Origin of the sequence: Pseudomonas sp. MBLB4136, from assembly GCF_051904765.1 — a bacterium.
GTDB lineage: Bacteria > Pseudomonadota > Gammaproteobacteria > Pseudomonadales > Pseudomonadaceae > Aquipseudomonas.
On sequence record NZ_CP196713.1, the window covers coordinates 2,793,338 to 2,816,929 of the forward strand.

A 23,592-nucleotide genomic window follows, 5' to 3' on the forward strand; every position below is an offset into this window, starting at 1 on the left:
GGTCAGGCCTCGGAAGCTTGGCGGGGGTTGTAGCCCAGGGGATGCGGCTGGTTGCGCGCCTTGGCCAGTACGATCTGTTTCTGCCGCTCGCGGGCGCCGGCGCGGGTCTTCTCCGGCAGCGAATCCCAGCAGTGCGGGCAGCTGACGCCGGGGGTGAAGAACTCCGACTCGCGGTCGGCCACCGACACCGGGGTACGGCAGGCGTGGCACTGGTCGTAGTCGCCCTCGCTGAGGTCATGGCGCACGGTGACCCGGTTGTCGAAGACGAAGCAGTCGCCACGCCAGCGGGTCTGCTCCTGGGGCACCTCCTCCAGGTACTTGAGGATGCCGCCCTTGAGGTGGAACACCTCCTCGAAGCCGGCGCCGAGCATGTAGCTGGAGGCCTTCTCGCAGCGGATGCCGCCGGTGCAGAACATGGCGACCTTCTTGTGCTTGGCCGGGTCGAAGTGCGCCTGGACGTACTCGGGAAACTCGCGGAACGACTTGGTCTTGGGGTCGATCGCGCCTTCGAAGGTGCCGATCGCCACCTCGTAGTCGTTGCGCGTGTCGATCAGCAGCACCTCGGGATCGCTGATCAGATCGTTCCAGTCCTTCGGCTCGACATAGGTGCCGACCCGCTGGTTGGGGTCGACGCCCGGCACGCCGAGGGTGACGATCTCTTTCTTCAGCTTGACCTTGGTGCGGTAGAACGGCTGCTCGTCGCAGTAGGATTCCTTGTGGTCGACATCGGACAGGCGCGGGTCGAGGCGGAACCAGGCGAGCAGGCCATCGATGCCTTCGCGGCTGGCGGAAACGGTGCCGTTGATGCCTTCCTCGGCCAGCAGCAGGGTGCCCTTGACGCCGTTGTCCAGCATGGTTTGCAGCAGGGGTTCGCGCAGCGCCTGGTAGTCCGTCAGGGAGACGAACTTGTACAGCGCCGCCACGACGATCTTGTCGGTCATGCAGCGGGTTCCTTCAGTAGTCGCCCTCGCAAAGGGCGGACTGGGGCTAAAACGAAAGCGCCGGCGAGGCCGGCGCAGGGTGAAGTTTACGTTTCCTGGCGCCTGTCGTGTAGGGGCCAATTGCCTCAGGCGACGACGCACCAGCTCTGCACCGGCCACAAGCGGCAGCCAGCGCCGCCGCGAAGCTCGATCCAGCCGGGCAGGATCAGTGCTCGTGCTTGCTGCCGCCGCGGCAGGTTGGCGACTCCGGCGCGGCGCCCTGCTGCGCCCACTCTTCGGGCGTATAGGTGTGCAGGGCCAGGGCATGCAGCTGGCTCATCAGCTCGCCGAGACTGGCATAGACCTTCTGGTGCCGCTTGACTGCGTTCAACCCGCTGAACTGCGGGCTGACGATCACGGCCTTGTAGTGCGTCTCCAGGCCGCGGCTGTGCATGTGGCTCTCATCCAGCACCTCGAGGTGCTGCGGCTGCAGCGCGGCGAAGGCCGCCTGCAGTTGCTCTAGTTTCGACATCTACGACTCCGGTTACGGCTTTTTCGATCCCAGCTCGGCGGTCATATCCGCCAGCAATTTGTTCACCCGCGGCACCACCGCCTCCAGCCTGTTCTGGGTCAGGCGGGCGGACTGGGCGGTCAGCATGGGCATCTTCTCCAGCACCTTCCGTCCCAGCGGCGACTGGTAGAAGGCCAGCAGCTCCTGCATTTCCTGCTCGTTGAAGTTACTGGTGTAGAGCTCGACCAGGTCCGGCTTGATCACCTCCCAGCCCACTGCGCTATCCAGCGCCGCATTGGCCTTGGCCTGGTACCGCTCCAGCAGCGCCCGCTTGCCCTCCGGCGCCTGGCTCTCGGCAAAGCGCTGGGCAAACATCTGTTGCACCTGGGCATAGACCGGCACGGTCAGCCGCTCGGCCCGCGCGAGCTTGAGGAAGCGCTCGGCATCGGCGGCATGACTGGCGGCATCGGCAAACGCCTGGGCGCTGCCGCAGGTCAACAGAACCGTGGCGCAGAGGGCGGTAAAACGAGACATCGACTACTCCCGAACAGGAAAACAGGGGCGGATACACCCCTTGAGCCGCCATTCTGTGCCCAAGCCTTGCGCGCACTCAAGCTTCGTCAGCGGCGACATGCTTCTAAAAACTGCGCACTGGCTCACCGCACGTGCGCGAGTCAAAATGCCAGCACTTGCTCGAGGCAAGGCCTGCTGGGCATGCTGAACGGCTTGCTATCATTACATCGCTATTCGGCTCACCGCGCGGGCGTCCCCAGCGCCCTGCACACACATGGACGTGTTCGATGAACAGCTTCACCCTGCCCCCTCCCCACGCGCTGATCGACCTGTGCGATCAGCACGGACGCCTCAATCCGCGCGCCATCGGCTGGTCGCCCCGGCCCCAGGTCGACTGCACCCTGCCCGGCCACTTCGGCCGCCGCAAACGCTGGAACCACTGGTGCATCACCACACCGCAGTGGATGCTCTCGCTGACCCAGGCCGACCTCGACTACCTCGGCTATGGCGCCGTGTACTTTCTCGACATGGAGAGCGGCGAGGCCGTGGCCCACAGCCACCTGCGCCTGCTGGGACAGGGATGCCGGCTGCCGAGTCAGCCGCAGCAGAGCCATGAGTTCAACCACCCGCGCCTGCAGCTACGAGTCGCCGAGCACACCGGCCGGGTGCGCCTGACCGTCGCCGCAACGCCACTCGGCGGGCAACCCCTGCAGGTCGCCCTGGATATCCAGCGCCCCGCCCACCTGGACTCGGTCAACCTGGTGGCTCCGCTCGCCCAGCGCGGCTTTCATGCCACCTGTCGGCAGCTCGGACTCCCCGCCAGCGGCAGCGTGCAACTGGGCACCCGCCACTACGCCTGCAGCGCCGGACAGAGCTTCGCCGCCCTGGACTTCGGCCGCGGCGTCTGGCCCCTGCACAGCCACTGGATCCGCGCCGCCTTCGCCGCTCCAGGGGGCATCGCCGGCAACTTCGGCGCCGGCTGGACCGACCACAGCGGCCTCTCGGAAAACGCCCTGTGGTTTGGCGGCGAACTGCATCACCTGGATAGTCCGGTGCACATCGACCAGCCTCCATCTAGCCGCCTGGCGCCCTGGACCCTGACCACAGCCGATGAACGGGTCAAGCTGACATTCACCCAGCGCCAACGGCACCGCGCCTATCCACGGGTCGGGCCGCTGTATGCCGATAACCAGCAGTGGTTCGGCCACTTCGACGGCGTGCTGCGAGCACCTTCGGGCGAAAACGTGCCGGTGAACGGCGCGCTCGGCTGGCTCGGCACCACCCGGACACGCTGGTAACCACCGATCGCCAGGGAACCGGCGACCACTCTGTGCGGCCTAAGCTTGCTAGAACGCATCTGGAGAGCCGCCATGAGCCGCACCGAAACCGATAGCATCGGCCCGATCGAAGTCCCCGAAGACGCCTACTGGGGCGCCCAGACCCAGCGCTCGACGATCAATTTCGCCATCGGCGAGGAACGCATGCCGCAGGCTGTAATACACGCCCTGGCGCTGATCAAGAAAGCCGCCGCGCGGGTCAACGGGCGCGTCGGCAACCTGCCCCAGGATATCGCCCGACTGATCGAACAGGCGGCCGACGAGGTGATCGACGGCAAGCATGACGACCAGTTCCCCCTGGTGGTCTGGCAGACCGGCAGCGGCACGCAGAGCAACATGAACGTCAACGAAGTGATCGCCGGCCGCGCCAACGAACTGGCCGGCGGCGCCCGTGGCGGCAAGAGCCCGGTGCATCCGAACGACCACGTCAATCAGGCGCAGAGCTCCAACGACAGCTTCCCCACCGCCATGCACATTGCCGCCGCCCGGGCCGTGCAGCACGACCTGCTGCCGGCATTGGCGGAGCTGTCCGGCGGCCTTGCCGAGCAGTCCGCGCGCCACGCCAAGCTGGTCAAGACCGGACGCACCCACCTGATGGACGCCACCCCCGTGACCTTCGGCCAGGAGCTGTCGGCCTTCGTTGCCCAGCTGCGCTATGCGGAGCAGGCGATTCGCCATGCCCTGCCGGCGGTCTGCGAGCTGGCCCAGGGCGGCACGGCGGTGGGTACCGGCCTCAATTCGCCGCAGGGCTTCGCCCAGGCCATGGCCGCCGAACTGGCGGCACTGAGCGGCCTGCCACTGGTCAGCGCGCCGAACAAGTTCGCCGCCCTGGCCGGTCACGAGCCGCTGACCAGCCTGTCCGGGGCGCTGAAGACCCTGGCCGTGGCGCTGATGAAGATCGCCAACGACCTGCGCCTGCTCGGCTCCGGCCCGCGCGGCGGACTGGCCGAGGTGCGCCTGCCGGCCAACGAGCCGGGCAGTTCGATCATGCCCGGCAAGGTCAACCCGACCCAGTGCGAGGCGCTGTCGATGCTCGCCTGCCAGGTCCTGGGCAACGATACCGTCATCGGCTTCGCCGCCAGCCAGGGCCACCTGCAGCTAAACGTGTTCAAGCCGGTGATCATCCACAACCTGCTGCAATCGATCCGCCTGCTGGCCGACGGCTGCCGCAACTTCCAACTGCACTGCATCGCCGGCCTGGAACCGGACGCCGCGCAGATGGCCGCACACCTGGAACGCGGCCTGATGCTGGTCACCGCACTCAACCCGCATATCGGCTACGACAAGGCCGCACAGATCGCCAAGAAGGCCTACGCCGAGGGCTCCACGCTGCGCGCCGCGGCCCTGGAGCTGGGGCTGCTGAGCGAGGAACAGTTCGACGCCTGGGTACGCCCGCAGGACATGCTGGGCAGCGACAAGCATGAATGAGGCGAAAAGCGGCGCGACGCCGCTGGAAGGCGATGGCAAGCGCATCCTGATGATCTTCGGCACGCCCAAGGCCAGCAGTCTCTGTCATGCCCTGGGCGACGCCTATGCCCAGGGCGCACGCGGCAAAGGCCACGTGGTGCGCCAGCTGAAGCTCGGCGAACTGAGTTTCGACCCGGTCCTCCGGGATGGCTACGACCAGGGTCAGCTGCTGGAACCGGACCTGCTCGAGGCCCAGCGCCAGATTCACTGGGCCGAGCATCTGGTGTTCGTCTACCCGGTCTGGTGGGGCGGCCTGCCAGCGCTGCTCAAGGGCTTCTTCGACCGGGTGTTCCTGCCCGGTTTCGCCTTCAAGTACCGCGGCCACTCGCACGCCTGGGACAAGCTGCTCAGCGGCCGCACCGCCGATCTGCTGGTGACCCTGGACACGCCACCCTGGTACTTCCGCTGGATCTACGGCGCGCCGGCGCACCGCCAGATGACCCGTACCATCCTCGGCTTCAGCGGTGTCAAGACCCGGCGCCTGGCCGAGTTCGCCCCGGTGCGCCCATCCTCCGAAGCCCAGCGCCAGAGCTGGCTGCAGCGCGCCGAGCGGCTGGGCGTGCGCGCCTGAGCCGCGGCCCGAAAGCTGTCGCCCTAGGGCAGCGCCGCCAGCTTGCGCATGCGCCGTGCGCGCAGGCCGGCCAGCAACGAGGGCCCCAGCGCCGTCAGTGCCGACCCCAGCACCACCAGCACGGCGCCGCCATAGGCGATCCAGTTGAGCTGTTCGGGGCGCACATGGTCCGGCCACCAGCTGGCCGCCAGCGCCACCGAGGCGAAGGTCACCAGCGGGGTGACGGCCAGGGTCGCGCTGACCCGCGACGCCTCCCAATGCGCCAGGGCTTCGGCGAACGCGCCATAGGCCACCAGGGTATTCAGGCAACAGGCCAGCAGCAGCCAGCCCTGCAGCGGACTCAGTTGCAGCACCTGCAGCGGCTGCGCCCAGGGGGTGAGCAGCAGGGCGCAGGCCAGGTAGATCACCATCATCACCTGCAACGAGTTCCATACCGTCAGCAACTGCTTCTGCGCCAGGCCGTAGAACGCCCAGACGAACGCCGCCAGCAGCACGATCAGCACCCCTGTGGTGTAGGTGCTCAGCGAACTCAACAGCTCGTCCAGGCGCTGATTGAAGAACAGCGTAAAGCCCGCCAGCAGCAGGGCCAGGCCGACGCCCTGGCCGATGCCGAAACGCTCACGGAAGACCAGCACGCTGCCGACCAGCAACAGGATCGGCGCCACCTGGATCACCAGCTGAGTGGTGCCCGGCGAGAGCAGGTTGAGGCCGATCAGGTAGAGCACATAGTTGCCACTCAGCCCGGCGATCGCCAGCACCAGCAGCCAGGCGCCACGGCGTCCCAACGGACGAAAGCGCGGCAAGCGCCTGGCCGCCGCCAGATAAGCCAGGAGGATCGAGCCGGCGACGAACAGGCGATACCAGGTCACGGTCACCGGATCCATCACCTGCAGCACTTCTTTGAGCTTGATCGGCAAGACGCCCCAGAGCAGGGACGTGAGCAACGCCAGGAACATGCCGTATAGCCAACGGCCCGATGAGATATGCATGACAGCCTCTGCGCCCCACGACGCCCGCTATCGCCTGAAATAGAGCGGGCGGACCCCGTAAACCGGCATTCTAGGCTGGCCCTCGAAAGGGACACAGCCACAGTTCGGTCACGATAGATGCAGGATCTGTATCGATGGCCATTTGGCATCGCCGGCAAGCTGACGCCAAATAAACGTAAAACAAGCAAAAAGACGCGATCTGGCGGAAAAAAGCGACCACTGGTCGCCAACCCCAACAGCAGAAAAACCCAGGGTTAGACTCATTCAATCAGGCTTTGCGTGAGGTCCCATCCATGTTTGGTCAACGGCAGATCGACCCCGGCCCCGGTACGCACTATCGCAGCGAGCGAGTCAGCGCGGTCAACGGACAGTATTTCTTCGCCACCCGTGAAGGCACCCTGGAAGGCCCCTACTTCACCCGCGTCGACGCCGAGCGGGAAATCGCCCTGTATGTACGCAGGATGGTGCAGGCGAACGACATCATCGAGAGCCGGACGTTCTAGAGAGAATCAGTCACCCGGGAACCGCAGCCAGGCGCGGCTCCCGGGTGCCTGCCCTCCTGCCCAGGCGCCAGCGCGCCGCCCCCACCTCTGGGTCAATCCGCGGCGAAAGCCGCCTCCAGTGCCTGGTTGATGGTGCGCAGCACCTTGACCCGAGCGAAGCGCTTGTCGTTGGCCTCGACTAGGGTCCAGGGCGCGATTTCGGTGCTGGTGCGATCGACCATATCCTCCACCGCCTGGCGATAGAGCGGCCACTTCTCGCGATTGCGCCAGTCTTCCTCGGTGATCTTGAAGCGCTTGAAGGGAATCTTCTCGCGCGCCTTGAAGCGCGCCAGCTGGGTATCCTGATCGATGGCCAGCCAGAATTTCACCAGCACCACCCCCGCCTCGCTCAACTGCTCCTCGAAGTCGTTGATCTCGCCATAGGCGCGCAACCAGTCGCCCGGGCCGCAGAGCCCCTCGACCCGCTCCACCAGCACCCGGCCATACCAGGACCGGTCGAACAGCGTGAAGCCGCCACGGGCCGGCACATGGCGCCAGAACCGCCACAGATAAGGCTGCGCCCGCTCCTCCTCGGTCGGCGCCGCCACCGGCACGATCTGATACTGGCGCGGGTCCAGGGCGCCCGTCACGCGACGAATGGCGCCGCCCTTGCCGGCCGCGTCATTGCCCTCGAACACCGCCACCAGTGAGTGCCTGCGCATGCGCTTGTCGCGCATCAGGCCGGAGAAGCGCGCCTGCTCGCTGGCCAGTTGCTCCTGATAGTCGTCCTTGTCCAGTGCCAGGCTCAGGTCGAGGCTGTCGAGCAGGCCACGCTCATCCAGGCTCGAGATCAGCGGCGCCGCGTGGGGCTGGGGCACCCTCGGCGCCTTGGCCTTGAGCGCCGCCTGCAGGCCATCGAGCAGAATGCGCCCTACCGTGAGGCTGCGATAACAGGCGTCCGCCCCCTCCACCACGTACCAGGGCGCGTAGTCGCGACTGGTGCGGCGCAACACCCGCTCACCGACGCGCACGAACTTGTCGTAGGTCTTCGATTGCTGCCAATCCAGCGGACTGATCCGCCAGCTGTGCAAGGGATCATCCTGCAAGGCCTTGAGTCGCGCCTTCATCTGCTGCTTGGACAGGTGAAACCAGAACTTGAAGATCAGCGCGCCCTCGTCGCAGAGCATCTGCTCCAGCCCCAAGGCACCTGCGATGGCCTGATCCAGCTGGGCATTCTTGAGCGACCCGCGCACCCGCCCCTGGAGCATCTGGCTGTACCAGTTGCCGAAGAACACGCCGATGCGCCCCTTGGGCGGCAGCTTGCGCCAGTAGCGCCAGGCCGGCGGCCGGGCCAGCTCCTCATCGCTCTGCTGGTCGAAGGTACTGACCTGGATCAGACGCGGATCCATCCACTCGTTGAGCAGCTTGACCGTTTCGCCCTTGCCCGCCCCTTCGACACCGTTGAGCAGGATGATCACCGCGAAGCGCCCCTGCTGACTTAATTCGTACTGCGCCTCCAACAACGCCTCGCGCAGCAGCGGCTCTTCGGCCTCGAATGCGTCCTTGTCGATGGCGTGACCTATCTCGGCGGACTCGAACATACCCAACTCCCTGATCTGATTGCCCCAGCCTAGCGGAGAGTTGCACCCGCCGTCCGCCAGAGCGCGCAATCGACCGGGCGCGATCAGCTAGAATGCGCGCCTGCTCAACCGGGTGACCGCCATGTCCGACGCTCCTGCCAACCTCCCCGACAGCCAACTCGCACAACTCGACTGGGACGCCAAGGGCCAGCCGCTGTCGCGCCTTTACGGCGACGTGTACTTCTCCCAGGAAAACGGCCTGGAGGAAACCCGCTACGTGTTCCTGGCCAACAACCGGCTCGCGGAACGCTTCGCCGCCCTGGGTGACGGCGAGCAACTGGTTATAGGTGAAACCGGCTTCGGCACCGGGCTGAACTTCCTCTGCGCCTGGCAGCTGTTCGAGCAGCACGCCGCCGCCGGCGCCCGCCTGCACTTCGTCAGCGTCGAGAAGTACCCGCTGAGCCGCGCCGACCTGCAGCGCGCCCTGGCCCTGTGGCCGGAGCTGGCGGCGTTCGCGCAGCTGCTGCTGGCCCAGTACATCGCCGTGCATCCAGGCTTTCAGCGCCTGGTATTTGCCGACGGACGGGTCACCCTCAGCCTGCTGATCGGCGACGCCCTGGAGCTGCTGAGCCAGCTCGACGCCCGCGTCGACGCCTGGTTCCTCGACGGCTTCGCCCCGGCCAAGAACCCGCAGATGTGGAGTCCGCAACTGTTCAGCCAACTGGCCCGGCTGTCCGCCGCGCAGGCCACCTTCGGCACCTTCACCAGCGCCGGCGAGGTGCGCCGCGGGCTCAAGGCGGTCGGCTGCACGGTCAAGCGGATGCCCGGCCTGGGCAAGAAGTGGGAAGTGCTCAAGGGCCAGTTCAGCAGCGCCCCCGACCACGCGACCAAGCCCTGGTTCGCCCGTCCTCCGCGCCACGCCGGCGAACGCCACGCCCTGGTGATCGGCGCCGGCCTGGCCGGCTGCGCCACGGCGGCCAGCCTGGCCGCCCGCGGCTGGCGGGTCAGCCTGCTGGAGCGCCATGCCGCGATCGCCCAGGAGGCCTCCGGCAACCCCCAGGGCGTGCTCTACCTCAAGCTTTCGCCCCACCACACGACGCTGTCGCGGCTGATCGTCAGCGGCTACGGCCACACCCGCCGCCTGCTCGAGCAGCTGCCCAGGGGCCAGGACTGGGATGCCTGCGGCGTGCTGCAACTGGCCTTCGACAGCAAGGAGGCCGCGCGCCAGGCCCGCCTGGCCGCGGCCTTCCCCGCCGACCTGCTGCAGCCGCTGAAGCAGGCCGAGGCCGAACGCCTAGCCGGAGTCGGGCTGCCCTGCGGCGGCCTGTTCTACCCCCACGCCGGCTGGGTCCATCCGCCGGCGCTGTGCCGCCTGCTGAGCGAACATCCGAATATCCGCCTGCTGCCCCACAGCGAAGCGATGGAATTGCGCCGTGACGACGGACAGTGGCAGGCCTGGCAAGGTGAGCGGCTGCTCGCCAGTGCACCGCTGGCGGTCCTGGCCGGCGCCGCGGAGATCAAGCGCTTCCAGCAGAGCGCCGAGCTGCCGCTCAAGCGCATCCGCGGACAGATCAGCTGCCTGCCGGCAACCGCACGAAGCAGCGCGCTGAGCACCGTGGTCTGCGCCGAGGGCTATGTCGCCCCGGCGCGCCTGGGCGAGCACACCCTCGGCGCCAGCTTCGACTTCAACAGCGACGACCTGACCCCCAACAGCGCCGATCATGCGGGCAATCTACGGATGCTCGAGGAGATTTCCGCAGACCTGAGCGCACGCCTGAACGGCGCCGGACTCGACCCGGCCGAACTGTCCGGGCGCGCCGCCTTCCGCTGCACCAGCCCCGACTACCTGCCGATAGTCGGCCCCCTGGCCGATCGCGATGCCTTCGCCGCGGCCTACGCAGTACTGGGCAAGGACGCCCGCCAGGTACCGGATACGCCCTGTCCCTGGCTCGAGGGCCTGTATATCAACAGCGGCCACGGCTCGCGCGGACTGATCACCGCGCCATTGTCCGGCGAGCTGCTGGCCGCCTGGCTGAACGACGAACCCCTGCCCGTGCCGCGCGAAGTGGCCGAGGCCTGCCACCCGAACCGCTTCGCCTTGCGCGCATTGATCCGTGGCGGCAGCACCGACAAGACAGCTCGGCAGTAGGGTGCGCCGCGCGCACCGCCAAGATTGTCTGACGCACAGGCAGCGGTGCGCATGGCGCACCCTACGTACGTTCACCTCACTCCATCTCGCCACACAACTCCGCGGCGCGCAGTAGCGCCGCGGTCAGGCTGTGACGCTCCCACTCGGCCAACGCGGCGAAGCGCTGACGGAACTCCGGTGGCAGCAGGCTCGGCGCCTGCTGCACCAGCTCGCGCCCGGCATCGCTGAGCAGCAACCACTGGCGCCGACGGTCCTGATCGTCACGCTGGCGGTGCAACAGGCCGCGCTCCTCCAGGCGGTCGAGCATCCCCGACAAGGTGGCCGCGGTCAGGCTCACCCGCCCGCTCAGGTCACTGGCGGTCAGCCGCGCCTCGCCGGCCAGCACCTGCAGGATCATCAGCTGCATCGGCGTCAGGCCACCGAAGCGGGTCAGGCGCTTGGCATGCACCTCGCCCGCCTGCTGCAGACGCCGCAGGGACTGGAACATCGGCAGTTCGAAGGCCATTACAGATGACAAATCTATTTCAGTCGGAACTATTTTTTCGCCCATATTCAGATACATACTCGAATGGAAACTTTGACATCAAAGCATTTTTTTGTTCCCATGTAAAAGGTTCGGCGAGCCCGGACGACTCCCCAACGGCAATACCGGTAAGGAAATTTATGTGCGGAATAGCTGGAGAACTACGTTTTGATCAACGACCGGCCGACCTGGCTGCAGTCGAGCGAATCACCCATCATTTAGCGCCGCGCGGTCCTGACGCGCACGGCTTCCACAGCCAGGGGCCGATTGCCCTTGGCCACCGTCGGCTGAAGATCATGGATCTCGCCGAGGCCTCCGGCCAACCGATGATCGACAGCGATCTCGGCCTGTCCATGGTGTTCAACGGTGCCATCTACAACTACCCGGAACTGCGCGACGAGCTGGAAAGCCTCGGCTACCGCTTCTTCTCCGGTGGCGACACCGAGGTGCTGCTCAAGGGCTACCACGCCTGGGGCAAGGACCTGCTGCCCAAGCTCAACGGCATGTTCGCCTTCGCCGTATGGGAGCGCGACAGCCAGCAACTGTTCATCGCCCGCGACCGCCTCGGCGTCAAGCCGTTGTACCTGTCGCGCAGCGGTCAGCGCCTGCGCTTCGCCTCGAGCCTGCCCGCCCTGCTGGCCGGCGGCGACATCAGCAAGGCGCTGGACCCGATCGCCCTCAACCACTACCTGAACTTCCACGCCGTGGTACCGGCGCCGCGCACCATACTGGCCGGCGTCGAGAAGCTGCCGCCGGCCAGCTGGATGCGCATCGACGCCCAGGGCAACTGCGAGCAGCAGAGCTGGTGGCAGCTGGACTACGGCCCCAAGCGCGACGAGATCGCCTTCGAGCTGGAAGACTGGCGCGACAAGGTGCTCGACGGCATGCGCGAGGCGGTGTCGATTCGCCAACGCGCGGCGGTGGACGTCGGCGTGCTGCTGTCCGGCGGCGTCGATTCGAGCATGCTGGTCGGCCTGCTGCGTGAGACCGGGGTGGAGAACCTCTCGACCTTTTCCATCGGCTTCCAGGATGCCGGCGGCGAGCGCGGCGACGAGTTCCAGTACTCGGACCTGATCGCCGAACGCTTCAACACCCGGCACCATCAGCTGCGCATCGGCGAGCATGAGATCATCGAACAGCTGCCGGCGGCCTTCCGCGCCATGAGCGAGCCGATGGTCAGCCACGACTGCATCGCCTTCTACCTGCTCTCCCGCGAAGTGGCCAAGCACTGCAAGGTGGTACAGAGCGGCCAGGGCGCCGACGAGCTGTTCGCCGGCTACCACTGGTACCCGCTGGTGGATGGCGCCGAGGATGCCTTCGCCGCCTACCGCAAGGCGTTCTTCGACCGCGAACACGACGAATACGCCCAGTGCGTACAGCCCGAGTGGCTGACCGACGACCATGCCGGCGAGTTCGTCCGCCAGCACTTCGCCAAGCCCGGCGCCGTGGCGGCGGTGGACAAGGCGCTGCGCCTGGACAGCACGGTGATGCTGGTCGACGACCCGGTCAAACGGGTCGACAACATGACCATGGCCTGGGGCCTGGAGGCGCGCACGCCGTTCCTCGACTACCGCCTGGCCGAGCTGTCGGCGCGCATTCCCGGACGCTTCAAGCTGCCCGACGGCGGCAAGCACGTGCTCAAGGAAGCCGCGCGCAAGGTGATTCCAAGCGAAGTGATCGACCGCAAGAAGGGTTACTTCCCGGTACCGGGCCTCAAGCATCTGCAGGGGGCTACACTGGACTGGGTCCGCGACCTGCTGGTCGACCCGAGCCAGGACCGTGGCCTGTTCAACCCGGCCATGCTCGACCGCCTGCTGACCGATCCAGATGGCCAGCTCACGCCACTGCGCGGCTCGAAGCTGTGGCAGATGGCGGCGCTCAACCTGTGGTTGAACGAGCAGGGCCTGTAATAGCGCAGGGTGGAAAAGCGCAAAGCGTTTTCCACTACCCGTGGTGGATGGAGAAAGCGCCATCCACCCTACGCCGCCGCGCAGGGCGAGGAATGCCGCCCTGGCGCACTTCATCGCCGTAGCCGGATGCCATCCGGGGAAGTCACGACTGAACTCACGCCCAGGCCCCTGCCGGGGCGATGCGAACAGCTAAGGAAACACCTCAATGCGAGCCATCACCTTCAATCAACGCCTCCAGCGCGGCCAGGCGCCCTCCTACGAGCGCCTGCAGGCGCGCTTCGCCGAGGAGCGCGGGGCCAAGCCCAGCGAATCCCTGGCCGTGCATTGCGGCTGGGGCCGGCTGTTGATCGGCCATACCTTTCCGGACCCGGCGGAGCTGGCCGATGAGCTGTTGACCGAACGCCCCGGCGAACGCGATATCGCCCTGTACGTGGCCGCGCCGCATCAGGTGCTGGCCCAGGCGCCGCAGCAGCTGTTTCTCGACCCCTCCGACACCCTGCGCCTGTGGTTCAGCGACTACCGCCCGGCGCGCCGCGGTTTTCGCGGCTACCGCGTGCGCCGCGCCCATGTCGCCGAGGACTGGCAGGCGATCAACCGCCTGTACCAGATGCGCGGCATGCTGCCCATCGATCCGGCCAAGCTGACCCCGCGTCATCAGGGCGGCCCGGTGTACTGGCTGGCCGAAGACGAAGACAGCGGCGCGGTGATCGGCAGCGTCATGGGCCTCAATCACCAGAAGGCCTTCAAGGATCCGGAGAACGGCAGCAGCCTCTGGTGCCTGGCGGTGGACCCGACCTGCAGCCGTCCCGGGGTCGGCGAGGTGCTGGTGCGCCACCTGATCGAGCACTTCATGAGCCGCGGGCTCAGCTACCTCGATCTTTCCGTCTTGCACGACAACCGCCAGGCCAAGGGGCTGTACGCCAAGCTGGGCTTCCGCGAGCTGCAGACCTTCAGCATCAAGCGCAAGAACAGCATCAACCAGCCGCTGTTCCTCGGCCCCGGCCCGGAGGCCGAGCTCAACCCCTACGCCAGGATCATCGTCGACGAGGCCCTGCGCCGCGGCATCGAAGTGCAGGTCGACGACGCCGAGGCCGGCCTGTTCACCCTCAACCACGGTGGCCGGCGCATCCGCTGCCGCGAGTCGCTGACCGACCTGACCAGCGCCGTGAGCATGACCCTGTGCCAGGACAAGCGCCTGACCCACCGCGCCCTGGAGCGCGCCGGCCTGAGCCTGCCGGCCCAGCGCCTGGCCGGTAATGCCGAGGAAAACGCGGCCTTCCTCGCCGAGCACGGCCGCCTGGTGGTCAAGCCGGTGGATGGCGAACAGGGCCAGGGGGTGGCGGTCGACCTGCGCACCCCGGGCGAGGTCCAGGAAGCGATCGAGCGCGCCCGGGTGTTCGATGGCCGCGTGCTGCTGGAGAGCTTCCATGAAGGCTTCGACCTGCGCATCCTGGTGATCGGCTTCGAGGTGGTCGCCGCGGCCATCCGGCGCCCCGCCGAGGTGATCGGCGACGGCCGCCACAGCATCGGCGACCTGATCGACGCCCAGAGCCGTCGCCGCCAGGCCGCCACTGACGGCGAGAGCCGCATCCCCAAGGATGCCGAGACCCTGCGCACCCTGCACGCCGCCGGCGTCGACTACGACAGCGTGCTGCCGATCGGCCAGCGTCTGGCGGTGCGCAAGACGGCCAATCTGCACACCGGCGGCAGCCTCGAGGACGTCACCGACATCCTCCACCCGGCCCTGGCCGATGCCGCGGTCAAGGCGGCGCGGGCGCTGGACATCCCGGTGGTCGGCCTCGACCTGCTGGTGCCGGCGGCGGATCAGCCTGGGCACGTGTTCATCGAGGCCAACGAGCGCGCCGGCCTGGCCAATCACGAGCCACAGCCGACCGCCGAGCGCTTCCTCGACCTGCTCTTCCCCCTGAGCCAGGTCACCGGCTAGCCCCGCACCGCCCTGGGCGCGCGACGCGCGCCCACTAGCCAACGCACGCCCCCTGCCGGGAAAACCTCGGCGACTAAGCTGGTCAGCATGCACAGCCCGTCATCCTTTCCTGCTGACAACCTGCACGCAGGGCCAGGAATCACCCAGCGAAGGAGTCCCCCATGCAGCAACTCCCCGAACCCGATCTCGAATATATGCGCAAGGTCCTCCTGGAGATGCTCGCCATCCCCAGCCCGACCGGATTTACCGACACCATCGTGCGCTACGTCGCCGAACGCCTGGAAGAGCTGGGCATCCCCTTCGAACTGACCCGTCGCGGCACCATCCGCGCCACCCTCAAGGGCAAGCAGAGCAGCCCGGATCGCGCCGTGTCGACCCACCTCGACACCATCGGCGCCATCGTCCGCACGGTGCAGGACAATGGCCGTCTGGGCCTGGCCCCGGTGGGCACCTGGTCCAGCCGCTTCGCCGAAGGCAGCCGGGTCAGCGTGTTCACCGAGACCAGCGTGATCCGCGGCAGCGTGTTGCCGTTGCTGGCCTCCGGGCACGCTTTCAACACCGAGGTGGATCAGCTGCCGATCAGCTGGGACCATGTCGAACTGCGCCTGGATGCCTACTGCGCGACCCGCGCCGATTGCGAATCCCTGGGGGTTTCCGTGGGGGACTTCGTCGCCTTCGATCCGCTGCCGGAGTTCACCGAGAGCGGTCACATCAGCGCCCGTCATCTGGACGACAAGGCCGGCGTCGCCGCCCTGCTCACTGCGCTCAAGGGCATCGTCGAGAGCGGCGCCGAGCTGGAGATCGACTGCCACCCGCTGTTCACCGTGACCGAGGAGGTCGGCTCGGGCGCGGCGGCGGCACTGCACTGGGATGTCAGCGAGTTCGTCGGCGTCGACATCGCCCCGGTCGCCCAGGGCCAGGCCTCCAGCGAGCACACGGTCAGCGTCGCCATGCAGGACTCCGGCGGTCCCCACGACTATCACCTGTCGCGCCAGCTGCTGCGCCTGGCTCGCGAGCACGACATCCCGGTGCGCCGTGACCTGTTCCGCTTCTACCACAGCGACGCCCAGTCGGCGGTCGGCGCCGGTCACGACGTGCGCACGGCCCTGCTGGCCTTCGGCTGCGATGCCACCCACGGCTACGAACGCACCCATATGGACAGCCTGGTCGCCCTCAGCCGGATCCTCTGCGCCTACCTGCTCAGCCCGCCGGTGTTCGCCAGCGACGCCCAGCCGGCGCAGGGCTCGCTGGACCGTTTCAGCCACCAGCTCGAGCACGAGACGCAGATGGCCAGCGATACCCGCGTGCCGGCCGTCGACAGCCTGCTCGGCCAGCGCGGCGAGGATGCTTGAAGGAGCCGACGCATCCGGGCAAAGTGACCGACACTGACAAACCGGACTTGGCCCTTGCCGACAGCCTGACGGCAAGGGCCCGCCAGGCACCTTGAGCGGTCGTACTCGGCGCTGGGCGGCCAAGTTGAATGATGGGGTTCATGGATGACGCGGACTTGCCTGGCCATGCTGCTGCTCTGGCTCTGTGCACCGGCATGGGCACTGCCTCCGACCACCCTGGATAGCGACAACCTGCGCCTGTCTCTCGCAGCGTCCACTGCCTACCTGGAAGACCCCGACGGCACGCTCAGCGTCGATCAGGTCCAGCGGCTGGCTGACCAGCGCTTCACCCCGGTGCGCGGCGACCACGTCAACCTCGGCAAGAACGATTCGGTCTGGTGGTTCAGGATTCGCCTGGACAACCGCCTGGCACGCGACCTCGCCGGCTATCTGGAGGTCAACTACGCGCTGCTCGATGACCTGCAGCTCTACCAACCCGGCGCCGACGGCGGCTGGCTGCGCCAGGGCAGTGGCGACCGCTATGCGTTCTCGCAGCGACCGGTGCAGGTGCGCAACTTCTGGTTTCCCCTCGAACTGGCGCCGGGCGAGAGCACCCTGCTGCTGCGCGTGAAGACCACCAGCACCCTCTATCTGCCGCTGTACTTCAGCACCCACCAGGCCAGCGCGGCGGCCCAGGAAAACCTCATGGGCCTCAACGGCGCCTTCTACGGCGTGCTGTTCGCGATGTTCTGCTACAACCTGTTCCTGTTCATCTCGCTGCGCGAGGCGGCGTACTTCTGGTACCTGGTGTACAACCTGAACATCGGCCTGTTCGCCGCCAGCTTCGACGGCATGCTGTTCAAGCTGCTGCCGGAGCATACCGAGCTGCAGTCGGTGAGCATCTATATCCTGATGTACCTGCACTGCTTCAGCGCCACCCAGTTCAGCCGCTACTTCCTGCAGACCCGTGAGTATTTTCCGCGCCTGGACCTGGGCCTGCGCCTGTTCATGCTGGCGCTGCTCGGCTGCCTGGTGTCGCTGCCGCTGATCGGCCTGCCAGCCTGGAACATACTCGCCAGCCTCGCCGTGCTGGGGCTGTCGCTGGTGCTGCTGCTGTGCGGCAGCTACGTCTGGCGCCGGGGGCTGCGCCATGGCTCCTACTACATTCTGGCCTGGGGCATCCTGCTGGCCTCGCTGATCATCGCCACCTCCGGCTCGCTGGGGGTCGAACTGTTCGGCCTGTATGGCCCGGCACTGGTCAAGGCCGGCGTAACCATCGAACTGATGACCCTGTCGATCGGCCTGGCCGACCGCATCAACCTGCTCAAGGAAGAGGGCTTCCGCTCACGCCGGGCCGCCGAGCAGGCGGCGATCGAGAGCCAGGCCAAGAGCCGCTTCCTGGCCAGGATGAGCCACGAGATACGCACCCCGCTCAACGGCGTGCTGGGCATGCTGCAATTGCTCAAGGAAACCTCGCTGGACCGCAGCCAGCGCTTCTATGTCGACACCATTGCCAGCTCGGGAAGCGCGCTGATGACGGTGATCAACGACATTCTCGACTACGCGCGGATCGAGTCGGGCAAGCTCAGCCTGGAGCGGATCGACTTCGATCTGGAGCAGCTGATCTCCGACACCCTCAGCCTGTTCACCGGCCAGGCCCTGGACAAGCAGCTGCGCGTCCATGTCAGCCTGGAAACCGGCGTGCCGAGGCGCATGCAGGGCGACCCGACGCGACTCAAACAGGTGCTGATGAACCTGCTCAGCAATGCCCTGAAGTTCACCGCCGAGGGCCACGTGGCACTCGAGGTCTGCCGGCGCATCGACTCCCAGGGCAATCCGCATCTGCTGTTCGTCGTCAGCGACAGCGGGATCGGCATCGACTCGCAGACCCTGGCGCGGTTGTTCGAATCCTTCTCCCAGGGCGACTCCAGTACCACCCGACGCTACGGCGGCAGCGGCCTCGGCTTGACGATCAGCAAGGAACTGGTGGAAATGATGGGCGGGCGCATCGAGGTCAGCAGCGCCTCCGGCCAGGGCGCGCGCTTCGCCTTCGATATTCCCCTGAGCGACCAGGCGCAGCAACCCGATCCGTTGACTCAGCTGCTGGGCGGTCGCTGCGCCCTGCTCGCCTCGCTCGACGGCCAGGGGCTGAACGCCCTCAGTCGCCTGCTCGAGCGCTGGGGCATGCGTACCGAGTGCTGCCAGGACCCGCAGCGCTTGCGCGAGCAGTTGCACGCGTTCGCCGAGCCGCCGCTGCTGGTGCTGCTCGCGCCTTGGCCAGGCAACCCCAGCCAGTGGCTCGAGGCCCTGCGCGCAGACCTGCTCCCGGGTCAGCGGGTATTGCTGCTCGGCTCGGCGCAGCATGGCCGCGAGCCCACCGGCCACGCCGACCTGCGCCTGGCCAGCCTGCTGCAACCGGTGGCGCTCAGCGCCCTGCGCGCGACGCTGACGGCGCTGCATGAGGCGCCCGGCAGCGAGCCGGACGTGCAGCCGCCAGTGGCGCGCGAAGAGTGCGAGGGCGCGCCCTGCATCCTGGTCGCTGAAGACAATCCGGTGAACTCCATGGTGGTCCAGGGCTTCCTCAAGAAGCGCGGCTACAGCGTGCGCCTGGTCAGCAACGGCCTGGCCGCGCTCAACGCCTATCAGCACGACCCGGCCGCCACCCACCTGATCCTCATGGATTGCGAGATGCCGGAGATGGACGGCTTCGAGGCGACCCGGCGCATTCGTCAGCTGGAGCGCCAGCGCAATCTGGCGCCCATCCCCATCGTCGCCCTGACCGCGCACATCTTCGACGAGCATCGCCAGCACGGCATCACCGCCGGCATGGACGACTTTCTCGGCAAGCCCCTGGACCGTGGCCTACTGTATCGCACCCTGGATCGCTACCTGCTCGGCTTTCCCCTGGACCTCCCTGGCTAGCCCCGCCACTGCCCCTGGGTGCGCCGGGCCGCTGCCGCGGCAATCGCCAGACGACCGGCATCGCCAGCTGCCGCAAGGCGGGTTAGCATCGCCGCAGCGTTCTGGAGAGCCCCGCCTTGTTGATCCCCCCCCAGCTGTTGGAAGCCGACACCCTGACCCACCTGATCGAGGACTTCGTCACCCGCGATGGCACCGATAACGGTGACGAGACTCCGCTGGAAACCCGCGTGCAGCGGGTGCGCCGCGCCCTGAAAAAAGGCGAGGCGGTGATCGTGTTCGACCCGGAGAGCCAACAGTGCCAGTTGGCGCTGAAGCGCGACGTGCCCAAGGAGTGGCTGCAGGCGCTCGCCGACTAGCTGCGCAGGCCGCCCTCACGCTCCCAGGCGCAGCGTACCCGCAGCTCGCCCTCCTGAGGGCTGTGACAGCCGTTGTCCGACTCCCAGCGGAAGGTGTGGGTACCGTTGAGTTCGGTTTCCAGATGCACCACCGCGCTGGCCCAATACAGACGCTTGAGCAACGCTTCGAACTGCTCGACCCACAGGCCCCACTCGTACTCCACGGCCCGATAGCTGGCGCCGAAATGGATCACCTGGGTCTGGTACAGGCCCTCACCCGGCTGCTCGCAGCAGGCGAACATCTCGCGCCCAAGAAACGACCAGGCATCGCCGGCCGGCAGATCGTGCAAGACCTGACGATTGATTTCGCGACGCAGCCGACTCTCCGCCGCGCTATCCGATGGCCAGTCGCGGATGCAGCCATAGACGATGGATTCCGACTCCATTCCGCCACTCCAAAAATTCCAGGCTGCCTTCTATCACAGCCCCGGCGGGCAAGAAAGGAACTGCTGCGGAACTCAGGGAGTTTCAGTGCTGCGCCAGGGTTCACCACGGCCCGTGTCGGTTAAACGGCCCCTGACAGAGCCAGACTGCTACGGCGCCGCGAGGGCGGTCACAGCGCCGCACTGCGACCAGTTCAACCCTGGCCGGCTTTGGCCCGCATCCGCTGCGCCATGCCGACCATCTCCTCATACACCGCCTGCGGATTCTCCTGCTTCAGCGCCCAGGCCATGCGGCCCTGCTCGTGGGGCAGGATCATGAACGCGCCCTTGGCGATTTCCTGGTAGATGTAGTCGGCGATCTGCGCCGCATTGATCGGCGAGCTCTCGAGCAACTTGCCCACCTGGGCCTTCATGGCAGGCGTCGGGCCGCGAAAGGAGTCCAGCAGGTTGGTCTGGAAGAACGACGGGCAGACCACATGGACGGCGACCTCCTGAGCCCTCAGCTCGACCAGCAGACTCTCCGACAAGGCCACCACTCCGGCCTTGGCCACGTTGTAGTTGCTCATGGCCGGGCCCTGCATCAAGGCCGCCATCGAGGCGATATTGACGATCCGGCCCTTGCTGCGCTCCAGCAGCGGCAGGAAGGCCTTGCAGCCCTTGACCACCCCCATCAGGTTGATCGCGATCTGCCAGTCCCAGTCCTCCAGCGACAACTCGTCGAAGAAGCCCCCGGAAGCCACGCCGGCGTTGTTGACGATCACATCGACGCCGCCGAACCTGTCCTCGCAGGCCTGGGCCAGCGCCGTCAGCTGGCTGTAGTCGCGCACATCGCAACGCAGAGCAAAGCCATCGCCCCCCGTATCCCGAACCATTTGCAGGGTCTCGGCCAGCCCCGGTTCATTGATGTCTGCCAGCGCCAGGCGCCAACCCTCGCGCGCCCAACGCAAGGCGATCTCGCGCCCCAGTCCCGAGCCTGCGCCGGTAATCATCATGCGATTTTGCATACAGAGTTCGCCTTGATCCTGCGGTGATGGAAGAGCGACAGTGTAGCGAAGACGCTGGGCGCGCCCATCCAGGATCAGGCCGCTGAATGAGGCAGACTAACAATTGCCGGGAATAGGGCCAGGCCTAGCGTCGCAGGCTGATGCGCCACAGCACGAAGCCGTAGATCGATGCGTTGAGCAGCAATACCCCAGCGCCCAGCCACAGCTGAGCCGTCGGGGTCAGCCCCACTGGATAGATGATCGGCAACAGGTAGTGCTCGACGAAACCACCGCTAAAGCCAGCTTCACCCGCTGCGAGGCGCAAGCTGTTCTCCAGGGGCGTCAACGGGCACTGCAGCTGGCACAACTCGACCACCGCGCCCCACACCGCAGCCGGCAGATGCAGCCAGACCAGCCAGCGCCACTGCAACACGAGCAAGCCGCCGAGCAGGACAAACAAGATAAACAGCAGGTGCAGCAACAGAACCGCATCCGCCGCCAAGCGCAACATCATAGCAACCACCTGCCGAAAAGCTCACCGCCGATGGCAGCCAGATACCGGCCAGGCACCTGCGGGAGCCCTTCGCTCCCGCTGCCGTCAGTGCAACCGATTACGGTTCTACCCGGCGCTTCTGATGAATCCAGTCGACGATCTCGCCGTCCGGCGCATAGCCGCTCACCGTTTCACGGAGCAACTGGCGTACCCGGTCATAGTCGTCGCGTTCCACCGCCCCGAGCAGCTCGCCTAGAACCTTCTTGAAGGCCTCCCAGGAAAGATGTTCCTCGTTGGCACGCATGATCATGGGATGATCGGTCGGGCTGACGTTGTCACCGATCAGCAGCTCCTCGTAGAGCTTTTCCCCAGGGCGCAGACCGGTAAACTCGATGGTGATATCGCCGTGCGGATTCTTCCCGGAACGCACACTCAACCCGCTAAGGTGAATCATCTTCTCCGCCAGCTCGACGATCCTCACCGGCTTGCCCATGTCCAGCACGAATACGTCGCCGCCCTGTCCCATGGCGCCGGCCTGAATCACCAACTGCGCTGCCTCTGGGATGGTCATGAAATAACGGGTGATACTCGGGTGGGTCACCGTTACTGGGCCACCCTGCTTGATTTGCTCATGGAAGCGAGGAATCACCGAGCCCGAGGAACCCAGTACATTACCGAAACGGACCATAGTGAAACGGGTCTTGTTGACCCGGTGCACAGCGCCCTCATCACCGAACAGTACCGGGGCCGACTCACGGCTCAAGGCCTGCAGCACCATCTCGGCCAAGCGCTTGGTGCTGCCCATCACATTGGTTGGGCGCACCGCCTTATCCGTGGAGATCAGCACGAAGTGCTCGACGCCAGCCTTGACCGCTGCCTGCGCCGTATTCAATGAACCCAGCACGTTGTTCAGCACGCCTTCGGCGATGTTGTGTTCGACCATCGGCACATGCTTGTACGCCGCGGCGTGATAGACGGTATTCACCGCCCAGGTGCGCATGACGTCGACCAGCCGTCCTGGATTACGAATAGACCCGAGAATCGGCATTAGCCGCACAGGCAATGACTCCCGGCAAACTCGCTGCTCCAACTCGGTATGAATGTTGTAGAGGTTGAATTCGCTGTGCTCGAACAGAATCAACGTCGTCGGGCCGCTGGAAACAATCTGCCGGCACAACTCCGCCCCAATCGAACCACCAGCCCCAGTGACCATCACCACTTGGCCTCTAATGCAGCGCTCGAACAGCGCCTGCCGCGGCGGCACCGCATCGCGCCCGAGCAGGTCGGCGATGTCCACTTCCTGGACGTCCTCCACCTTGACCCGACCACTGGCAAGGTCCATGAAACCGGGCACGCTGCGCACATGCAGAGGGAAATCCTCGAGCACTTCCAGAATCTCCCGGCGGCGCCCGCGGGAGGCCGAGGGAATAGCCAGGAGAATCTCGTCTGCCCCGGTTTCATCAATCAGTTGCTGGATATGTTTTGGCGTATAAACCCGTAGCCCGGCAATCACCCGATTGGCGATATTCGAGTCGTCATCGATAAAGGCCACCGGCCGCATGGCCCGTCCCATACGCAAAGCCGCCACCAACTGGTTGCCGGCCGCACCGGCACCGTACACCGCGACCTTCGGCAGTCCGGCATCTCGCCCCTTGAGTCTGGTAGGCTGGTCGGGCGAATACCAGTCGCCCATGAAGTACTGGCGCATCACCAGGCGCAAACCACCGATCAACACCAGGCTCAGCCACCAGTAGTTGAACACCATGGAACGGGGAATGACCTTGGGCGCATCCTGATGCCAGTACACCGTCAGCGCCAAGAGTAACGCCGAGAGCGTGACAGCCTTGCCAATGGCCAGCAAGGCATCGTTGCCGAAGTAGCGCATCACGGCCCGATACATGCCGAAGCGAACGAACAGCGGAATGGCAATCAGCGGCGCCGCGGCGAACAGCCACGCATGGCCAACGAACGGCTCGACGAACCGGACATCTCCAAGGCGCACAACAAAGGCGAGCCACAGTGCGGCCCAGACCAATAGAACATCTACCGTGACCTGGAGCAGTCGCTTATGGCGCCTCGGCAGGGAAACCATACGGCTGCGTAGTTTCTCGGCAAGTCTTAACACAAAAAATCCTCACACTGCGTACACCAAAACTGCATCAGATTACGCCTGACAGAAAATCATCTA

At 66.3% G+C, this 23,592-nt stretch carries 20 protein-coding genes; 10 read left to right on the forward strand and 10 right to left on the reverse strand.

Annotated elements, in window-relative coordinates; translation table 11 throughout:
- Positions 1-2: 2 nt before the first annotated feature.
- The 3 genes from trhO to ACSX1D_RS12695 all read right to left on the reverse strand — a co-directional run bounded on the left by trhO (position 3) and on the right by ACSX1D_RS12695 (position 1,965).
- Complete coding sequence (gene trhO, locus ACSX1D_RS12685) at positions 3-941, reverse strand: oxygen-dependent tRNA uridine(34) hydroxylase TrhO (protein WP_439858840.1); 939 nt, start codon at positions 939-941, stop codon at positions 3-5.
- A gap of 205 nt (positions 942-1,146) precedes the next feature.
- Positions 1,147-1,452, reverse strand: coding sequence for a BolA family protein (locus tag ACSX1D_RS12690; protein WP_439858841.1), 306 nt, complete (start codon positions 1,450-1,452; stop codon positions 1,147-1,149).
- 12 nt (positions 1,453-1,464) lie between these two features.
- Positions 1,465-1,965: a DUF2059 domain-containing protein gene (locus ACSX1D_RS12695; RefSeq protein WP_439858842.1), complete on the reverse strand. Its 501-nt coding sequence runs from the start codon at positions 1,963-1,965 to the stop codon at positions 1,465-1,467.
- A gap of 266 nt (positions 1,966-2,231) precedes the next feature.
- Here ACSX1D_RS12695 and ACSX1D_RS12700 point away from each other — a divergent pair, with 266 nt between their 5' ends.
- The 3 genes from ACSX1D_RS12700 to ACSX1D_RS12710 all read left to right on the forward strand — a co-directional run bounded on the left by ACSX1D_RS12700 (position 2,232) and on the right by ACSX1D_RS12710 (position 5,319).
- Positions 2,232-3,242, forward strand: a complete 1,011-nt coding sequence (locus ACSX1D_RS12700) for a DUF2804 domain-containing protein (RefSeq protein ID WP_439858843.1) — start codon at positions 2,232-2,234, stop codon at positions 3,240-3,242.
- 72 nt (positions 3,243-3,314) lie between these two features.
- Positions 3,315-4,709, forward strand: coding sequence for a class II fumarate hydratase (locus ACSX1D_RS12705; RefSeq protein ID WP_439858844.1), 1,395 nt, complete (start codon positions 3,315-3,317; stop codon positions 4,707-4,709).
- A complete protein-coding gene (locus ACSX1D_RS12710) occupies positions 4,702-5,319 on the forward strand; it encodes an NAD(P)H-dependent oxidoreductase (RefSeq protein WP_439858845.1) in 618 nt (205 codons plus the stop codon). Before ACSX1D_RS12705 ends, ACSX1D_RS12710 begins: the two co-directional genes overlap by 8 nt.
- A gap of 23 nt (positions 5,320-5,342) precedes the next feature.
- Here ACSX1D_RS12710 and ACSX1D_RS12715 read toward each other — a convergent pair whose 3' ends face one another.
- The gene (locus ACSX1D_RS12715; protein ID WP_439858846.1) at positions 5,343-6,308 is read right to left on the reverse strand and encodes a DMT family transporter; all 966 of its coding nucleotides are present in this window, start codon (positions 6,306-6,308) and stop codon (positions 5,343-5,345) included.
- Positions 6,309-6,601: 293 nt separating this feature from the next.
- Between ACSX1D_RS12715 and ACSX1D_RS12720 the strand changes: the two genes are divergently transcribed.
- Positions 6,602-6,811 (forward strand): DUF6316 family protein, encoded by a 210-nt coding sequence (locus ACSX1D_RS12720; RefSeq protein ID WP_439858847.1) that lies wholly within the window; start codon positions 6,602-6,604, stop codon positions 6,809-6,811.
- 92 nt (positions 6,812-6,903) lie between these two features.
- Here ACSX1D_RS12720 and pap read toward each other — a convergent pair whose 3' ends face one another.
- A complete protein-coding gene (gene pap / locus ACSX1D_RS12725) occupies positions 6,904-8,391 on the reverse strand; it encodes a polyphosphate:AMP phosphotransferase (RefSeq protein ID WP_439858848.1) in 1,488 nt (495 codons plus the stop codon).
- A gap of 121 nt (positions 8,392-8,512) precedes the next feature.
- Between pap and mnmC the strand changes: the two genes are divergently transcribed.
- Complete coding sequence (gene mnmC / locus ACSX1D_RS12730; protein WP_439858849.1) at positions 8,513-10,519, forward strand: bifunctional tRNA (5-methylaminomethyl-2-thiouridine)(34)-methyltransferase MnmD/FAD-dependent 5-carboxymethylaminomethyl-2-thiouridine(34) oxidoreductase MnmC; 2,007 nt, start codon at positions 8,513-8,515, stop codon at positions 10,517-10,519.
- Positions 10,520-10,595: 76 nt separating this feature from the next.
- Here mnmC and ACSX1D_RS12735 read toward each other — a convergent pair whose 3' ends face one another.
- A complete protein-coding gene (locus tag ACSX1D_RS12735; protein ID WP_439858850.1) occupies positions 10,596-11,069 on the reverse strand; it encodes a MarR family winged helix-turn-helix transcriptional regulator in 474 nt (157 codons plus the stop codon).
- Positions 11,070-11,182: 113 nt separating this feature from the next.
- On the opposite strand from ACSX1D_RS12735, the gene ACSX1D_RS12740 reads away from it, so the two are divergent.
- From ACSX1D_RS12740 to ACSX1D_RS12760, 5 genes are all read left to right on the forward strand, one after another.
- Positions 11,183-12,952 (forward strand): N-acetylglutaminylglutamine amidotransferase, encoded by a 1,770-nt coding sequence (locus ACSX1D_RS12740; protein WP_439858851.1) that lies wholly within the window; start codon positions 11,183-11,185, stop codon positions 12,950-12,952.
- Between the two features lie 205 nt (positions 12,953-13,157).
- Entirely contained in the window at positions 13,158-14,897 is a 1,740-nt protein-coding gene (ngg, locus tag ACSX1D_RS12745) for an N-acetylglutaminylglutamine synthetase (RefSeq protein ID WP_439858852.1), read from the forward strand.
- 161 nt (positions 14,898-15,058) lie between these two features.
- Complete coding sequence (locus ACSX1D_RS12750; protein ID WP_439858853.1) at positions 15,059-16,249, forward strand: osmoprotectant NAGGN system M42 family peptidase; 1,191 nt, start codon at positions 15,059-15,061, stop codon at positions 16,247-16,249.
- A 144-nt stretch (positions 16,250-16,393) separates the two neighbouring features.
- Positions 16,394-19,150: a 7TM-DISM domain-containing protein gene (locus ACSX1D_RS12755; protein ID WP_439858854.1), complete on the forward strand. Its 2,757-nt coding sequence runs from the start codon at positions 16,394-16,396 to the stop codon at positions 19,148-19,150.
- A 116-nt stretch (positions 19,151-19,266) separates the two neighbouring features.
- Positions 19,267-19,506 carry a YheU family protein gene (locus tag ACSX1D_RS12760; RefSeq protein WP_439858855.1) on the forward strand — a complete coding sequence of 80 codons (240 nt, stop codon included), beginning with the start codon at positions 19,267-19,269 and terminating at the stop codon, positions 19,504-19,506.
- On the opposite strand, the gene ACSX1D_RS12765 is transcribed toward ACSX1D_RS12760, so the two are convergent.
- The 4 genes from ACSX1D_RS12765 to ACSX1D_RS12780 all read right to left on the reverse strand — a co-directional run bounded on the left by ACSX1D_RS12765 (position 19,503) and on the right by ACSX1D_RS12780 (position 23,496).
- The gene (locus ACSX1D_RS12765; RefSeq protein WP_439858856.1) at positions 19,503-19,931 is read right to left on the reverse strand and encodes a hypothetical protein; all 429 of its coding nucleotides are present in this window, start codon (positions 19,929-19,931) and stop codon (positions 19,503-19,505) included. The two genes, ACSX1D_RS12760 and ACSX1D_RS12765, sit on opposite strands and share 4 nt — an antisense overlap.
- A gap of 191 nt (positions 19,932-20,122) precedes the next feature.
- Positions 20,123-20,932: an SDR family oxidoreductase gene (locus tag ACSX1D_RS12770; protein WP_439858857.1), complete on the reverse strand. Its 810-nt coding sequence runs from the start codon at positions 20,930-20,932 to the stop codon at positions 20,123-20,125.
- A 124-nt stretch (positions 20,933-21,056) separates the two neighbouring features.
- Positions 21,057-21,425, reverse strand: coding sequence for a DUF2784 domain-containing protein (locus ACSX1D_RS12775; protein WP_439858858.1), 369 nt, complete (start codon positions 21,423-21,425; stop codon positions 21,057-21,059).
- 97 nt (positions 21,426-21,522) lie between these two features.
- Positions 21,523-23,496, reverse strand: a complete 1,974-nt coding sequence (locus ACSX1D_RS12780; protein ID WP_439862317.1) for a polysaccharide biosynthesis protein — start codon at positions 23,494-23,496, stop codon at positions 21,523-21,525.
- Between the last annotated feature and the right edge of the window lie 96 nt (positions 23,497-23,592).

Excerpts from the sequence above, each read along its gene's own strand:
- ACSX1D_RS12780 (WP_439862317.1), bottom strand. The coding sequence starts at position 23,496 with ATGGTTTCCCTGCCGAGGCGCCATAAGCGACTGCTCCAGGTCACGGTA.
- ACSX1D_RS12695 (WP_439858842.1), bottom strand. The coding sequence starts at position 1,965 with ATGTCTCGTTTTACCGCCCTCTGCGCCACGGTTCTGTTGACCTGCGGC.
- pap (WP_439858848.1), bottom strand. The coding sequence starts at position 8,391 with ATGTTCGAGTCCGCCGAGATAGGTCACGCCATCGACAAGGACGCATTC.
- ACSX1D_RS12720 (WP_439858847.1), top strand. The coding sequence starts at position 6,602 with ATGTTTGGTCAACGGCAGATCGACCCCGGCCCCGGTACGCACTATCGC.
- ACSX1D_RS12765 (WP_439858856.1), bottom strand. The coding sequence starts at position 19,931 with ATGGAGTCGGAATCCATCGTCTATGGCTGCATCCGCGACTGGCCATCG.
- ACSX1D_RS12705 (WP_439858844.1), top strand. The coding sequence starts at position 3,315 with ATGAGCCGCACCGAAACCGATAGCATCGGCCCGATCGAAGTCCCCGAA.
- ACSX1D_RS12750 (WP_439858853.1), top strand. The coding sequence starts at position 15,059 with ATGCAGCAACTCCCCGAACCCGATCTCGAATATATGCGCAAGGTCCTC.
- ACSX1D_RS12770 (WP_439858857.1), bottom strand. The coding sequence starts at position 20,932 with ATGCAAAATCGCATGATGATTACCGGCGCAGGCTCGGGACTGGGGCGC.
- ACSX1D_RS12715 (WP_439858846.1), bottom strand. The coding sequence starts at position 6,308 with ATGCATATCTCATCGGGCCGTTGGCTATACGGCATGTTCCTGGCGTTG.
- ACSX1D_RS12735 (WP_439858850.1), bottom strand. The coding sequence starts at position 11,069 with ATGGGCGAAAAAATAGTTCCGACTGAAATAGATTTGTCATCTGTAATG.
- trhO (WP_439858840.1), bottom strand. The coding sequence starts at position 941 with ATGACCGACAAGATCGTCGTGGCGGCGCTGTACAAGTTCGTCTCCCTG.
- ACSX1D_RS12700 (WP_439858843.1), top strand. The coding sequence starts at position 2,232 with ATGAACAGCTTCACCCTGCCCCCTCCCCACGCGCTGATCGACCTGTGC.
- ACSX1D_RS12740 (WP_439858851.1), top strand. The coding sequence starts at position 11,183 with ATGTGCGGAATAGCTGGAGAACTACGTTTTGATCAACGACCGGCCGAC.
- mnmC (WP_439858849.1), top strand. The coding sequence starts at position 8,513 with ATGTCCGACGCTCCTGCCAACCTCCCCGACAGCCAACTCGCACAACTC.
- ACSX1D_RS12710 (WP_439858845.1), top strand. The coding sequence starts at position 4,702 with ATGAATGAGGCGAAAAGCGGCGCGACGCCGCTGGAAGGCGATGGCAAG.
- ACSX1D_RS12755 (WP_439858854.1), top strand. The coding sequence starts at position 16,394 with ATGACGCGGACTTGCCTGGCCATGCTGCTGCTCTGGCTCTGTGCACCG.
- ACSX1D_RS12775 (WP_439858858.1), bottom strand. The coding sequence starts at position 21,425 with ATGATGTTGCGCTTGGCGGCGGATGCGGTTCTGTTGCTGCACCTGCTG.
- ACSX1D_RS12690 (WP_439858841.1), bottom strand. The coding sequence starts at position 1,452 with ATGTCGAAACTAGAGCAACTGCAGGCGGCCTTCGCCGCGCTGCAGCCG.
- ngg (WP_439858852.1), top strand. The coding sequence starts at position 13,158 with ATGCGAGCCATCACCTTCAATCAACGCCTCCAGCGCGGCCAGGCGCCC.